Source organism: Micromonospora sp. SYSU B005 (genome assembly GCF_055362685.1).
Genome location: NZ_JAXCFU010000039.1, coordinates 1 through 4,653, shown reverse-complemented (window position 1 = coordinate 4,653; position 4,653 = coordinate 1). Strand labels below are relative to the sequence as shown.

The 4,653-nt window shown below is 72.4% G+C and carries 2 protein-coding genes; both read right to left on the bottom strand.

What is annotated here, in order from left to right; genetic code table 11:
- A partial coding sequence (locus SM452_RS30180; protein ID WP_463841203.1) for a condensation domain-containing protein occupies positions 1-1,503 on the bottom strand: 1,503 nt, incomplete at its 3' end.
- A partial coding sequence (locus SM452_RS30175; RefSeq protein ID WP_463841202.1) for a non-ribosomal peptide synthetase occupies positions 1,500-4,653 on the bottom strand: 3,154 nt, incomplete at its 5' end. The genes SM452_RS30180 and SM452_RS30175, both read right to left, overlap by 4 nt.

The following is a 4,653-nucleotide window of genomic DNA, read 5'->3' as shown; positions in this document are numbered from 1 at the left end:
CACCTCCAACTCGCCATAGGTCAGCGACACCCCATCGGCCACCACCGCGACCGCCTCGGGGGCCGTCGCGACACGCTGCTCGACGAGGCCGGCCAGCGTGGTGGCGGGCAGGTCGGCGGCGGGCTCGTTCCACCGGGTCAGCATCTGCTCGCGCTGCTCCGCGTCGAGCACCTCGACGGCGTGCAGTCGCACGTCCGCCGTGCTGGTCACGGCGGCCAGCACTCGCCCGTACCACTCGGCCAGCCGCTCGGCCGTCGACGTGTCGAACATGTCCGCCGCTACCGTCACCGAGCCGTGCAGGCCCGCCGGCCGGCCCTGCTCGTCGAACGACTCGACCACGACGACTTCCAGGTCGAACCGCGACGTGGTGGCCGAGGTCCCGAGCTTCGGCCCGGCCGCCGTCGAAGTGGCCTGGGGCAGGCCCAGTGTGCCGCGCTCGAGGTTCTGGACGGTCAGCATCACCTGGAAGAGCGGGTGGCGAGCCATGGACCGACTCGGGGCCAGCTCCTCGACCAGCCGCTCGAACGGCACGTCCTGGTGTTCCAGGGCGCCCAGGCAGGCCTGCCGAGAGCGGGCCAGCAGCTCGGTGAAGGTCGGGTCGCCGGACAGGTCGGTGCGGACGACCAGGTTGTTGACGAAGAAGCCGATCAGGTCGTTGAGCGCCTCCTCGTTGCGGCCCGCGACCGGGAAGCCGATCGGGATGTCGGTGCCGGCGCCCAGCCGGGACAGCAGCACCGCGAGCGCCGACTGGAGCACCATGAACGGCGTGACGCCCTCGGCCCGGGCCAGGTTCGCCAGCCGCCGGTGCACCGCGGCCGGCACCGTCAGCGGCGCCATGTGCCCGCGGTGTGAGGCCACCAGCGGACGCGGCCGGTCGACCGGCAGGGTCAGCTCCTCGGGGAGCCCGGCCAGCTGCTCGCGCCAGTAGCCGACCTGGACCGACAGCACGCTCTCCGGGTCGGTCTCCGAGCCGAGCAGTTCCCGCTGCCACAGCGCGTAGTCGGCGTACTGCACCGGCAGCGGCTCCCACACCGGCGGCTCGTTGCGCAGCCGGGCCTCGTACGCGGCCGACAGGTCCCGGCTGAGTGGGCGCTGCGACCAGCCGTCGCTGGCGATGTGATGGGTCAGCAGGACGAGGACGTTCTCGGTGCCGGTCCGGAACAGCCACGCCCGGATCGGCACCTCCGCCGCGAGGTCGAAAGCGTGCAGCGACGCCGCCGCCACGGCTTCCTCGAGACCGTCCGGCGCGACCTCGCGGACATCGAGCTCCCAGTCGAGCTGGTCCGGTTCCAGGATCTGCTGGTAGGGCTCGCCATCGGCCACCGCGATCAGGGTCCGCAGCGACTCGTGCCGGCCGAGTACGTCCCGTAGGGCCGCGCCCAGCGCCGCCACGTCGAGGTCGGCGCCCAGCCGGAGCAGCACCGGGATGTTGTAGACCGGGCTGGGCCCTTCGAGCTGACCCAGGAACCACAACCGCCGCTGCGCGAATGACAAGGGGATCACGACTGCTCCTTACGCATCGGCCGCAACGCCGGTCGGTTTGACGTGGGCCGTCCGAGCTTCGTCGCGAGCGCCGCCGGGGTCGGCGTGTCGAACAGCTCGCGCAGCGACAGTTCGGCGCCCAGGACGGCACGCACCCGGGACACCACCCGGATGGCCAGCAGTGAATGGCCGCCCGACGCGAAGAAGTCGTCGTCGGCGCTCACCCGGTCCAGCCCGAGGATCTCGGCGAACACCTCGCAGAGGGCCGCCTCGTTCGCGTTCGCCGGGGCCCGGCCGGTGCCGGCCCGCGGCGCGTAGTCCGGCGCGGGCAGCGCCCGGCGGTCCAGTTTGCCGTTGATGGTCAGCGGCAGCCGGTCGAGCCGCACCACCGCGGACGGCACCATGTAGTCCGGTAGCCGCTGCGCGGCGAACTGCCGCACATCGGCGACGTCGTCGTCCGCCACCACGTAGGCGACGAGCCGCTGGTCGCCGGGCGTGTCCTCGCGCACGATGACGGCGGTCTGGACCACGTGCGGATGGTCGTCCAGCACGGCTTCGATCTCGCCCGGCTCGATCCGGAACCCGCGGACCTTCACCTGCTGGTCGGCTCGGCCCTCGTAGACCAGTTGCCCGTCGGCAGACCACTTCGCGAGGTCGCCCGAGCGGTACATCCGTTCGCCGGGGGCGTACGGCGACGCGACGAACCGCTGGCTGGTCAGACCCGGCCGGCCCACGTAGCCCTGTGACACCTGCGCGCCGGCCACGTACAGCTCGCCGACCACGCCGGGCGGAACCGGCTGGAGCCGGCCGTCGAGCACGTACATCGTGGCGCCCGGCAGCCCGCGGCCCACCACGCTGCCGGCTTCGGCGCCGGTCAGCTCGTACACGGTCGAGTGCACGGTGGTCTCGGTGATGCCGTACATGTTGATCAGGCGCGGTCCGTCGAGCCAGCCGTAGACCCGCGGCGGTTCCAGGGCCTCACCGGCGAACACCACCATCCGCACGGACGGCAGCGGCTCGGCCGCGACGGTCAGCAGTTGGTAGAACGCCGATGGGGTCTGGCTCAGCACCGTCACGCCCTCGTGCTCGATCAGCCGGGCGAAGTCCTGCGGGCTGCGGGACACCGGGAACGGCACCACGACCACGCGAGCTCCGTGCACGAGCGCGCCCCACAACTCCCACACCGACACGTCGAAGGCGAAGGAGTGGAAGCAGCTCCAGACGTCGGACCCGGTCAGCTCGAACACACCCTGCGCCGCGCCCAGCAGGGCGAGCACGTTGCGGTGGGTGACCACGGCACCCTTCGGGGTGCCGGTCGATCCGGACGTGTAGATCACGTACGCGGCCGCGTCCGCTGGCACCACCCGGCCGAGCGAGGTCTCCGGCAGCTCGGCGATGAGTCCAGCCGTCTCCGGGTCGTCCAGCACCACCGACGGCACCGTCGCGGGGACCAGCGGCGCGAACGCCTCCGACGTCACCACCGCCGCCACCGCCGCATCGCGCAGCACCAGGCCGACCCGCTGCGCCGGCGACCGCGGATCCACCGGCACGTACGCCGCACCGGCCTTGAAAGCCGCCAGCAGCGACACCACCACGTCGGCTCCGCGTTCCAGCACCACCCCGACGAAGGAACCGGCGTCCACGCCGAGCCCGGCCAGATGCCGGGCCAGTCGGTTCGCCCGCACGTCTAGCTCGCCGTAGGTCATCGACACCCCGTCGGCCACCACCGCGACCGCGTCCGGGTTCGCCGCCACCCGCTGCTCGACCAACGCGACGAGCGTGGTGTCGGCGACCTCGGCGCTCGGATCGTTCCAGGCGGCCAGCATCTGCTGCTGCTCGGCGGCGTCGAGCACCCGCACCGCGCCGACCGGCACGTCGGCGCCGTCGGCCAGCGCGGCGACCAGGTTGCCGACCGTCGTGCACAGCAGCCGGCCCACCGCGTACGGGTCGGCCTCGGTCGCCTCGACGCTCAGGGTGAGCCCACCGCCGGTCTGATCGTTGACCGACACGGTCAGCGGGTAGTTCGTCCGCTCCTTGAAGTAGACGCTGCGGATACCGTCCGGCGCCCGGGTGGCCTCGGCGTCCGGCCCGTCCGGGCCCTGGGCGATGTGCCGGTAGTTGAACAGCGACGTGAACAGCGGCGTGTTCTCCGCCACGCCGCTGGCCTGCTGCGCGAGCGCGAGCGGCGCGTGCTCGTGTTCCAGCAGCGCGGCGAGCTGGACGCGCATCTCCTGCACCGCCTCCGGCACGTTCAGCCGGCCGGTCCGTACGCGCACCGGCAGCGTGTTGATGAACGGACCGACCACCCGGTCGGCGCCGGCGCCCGCGTTCATCCGGCCGAACAACACCGTGCCGAACACGACGTCGTCACGACCGGACAGCGTCGACAGCACCCGTGCCCAGGCCACGTGCAGCACCGTCGCCGCGCTCACACCCAGCCGCCGCGCGACCTCGCGTAGCCGGTCGGCGACGTCCTGCGGCACCGGCATTTCAGCAGTGGACGACTCGGTGCCGTCGCCGCGGACGTCCATCAGCCCGTACGGCGCGGTCGGCTCGGTGACGTCGCCGAGCAGCTCGGCGAAGTACCGCTCGTGCTCCTGCACCGGAACGCTGCGGGCCTGGGCGACGAAGTTGCGGAACGGCAGCGCGGGTGCCAGGTCCGCAGCGGATCCGGTCAGGATCGCGCGCAGCTCGGCCATCAGCACGTCCATGCCCTGGTGGTCCTGGAGCATGTGGTGCATCCGCAGCAGCCCGAGCCAGCCGTCACCGCCCTGCGCCACGTGAAGGTCCATCAGCGGCGGCCGGTTCAGGTCCATGCCCGAGCCGGCCCGGGCGACCAGGTCGGCGATCCCGTCCTCGACCACGTGGGTCGTCACCGGCAGCTTTGCCGTGCGCAGCACGACCTGCACGGGTTCCGGCAGCTCGTCCCAGAGCACTGCGGTGCGGTAGATGTCGTGCCGGTCGACCACCTGCTGCAACGCCCGCACGAACCCGTCCAGCCGGTCGCGGGAGTCGAAGGCGAAGCCCCACAGCGAGACGTACGGGTCCTCGCCGCCCTCGGCCATCAGGTGGTGGAACAGCAGCCCCTCCTGCAGCGGCGCCAGCGGATACACGTCCGCGACGTTCGCCGCACCACCCTCGACGGTGGCGACCACCCGCTCGACGTCCGCA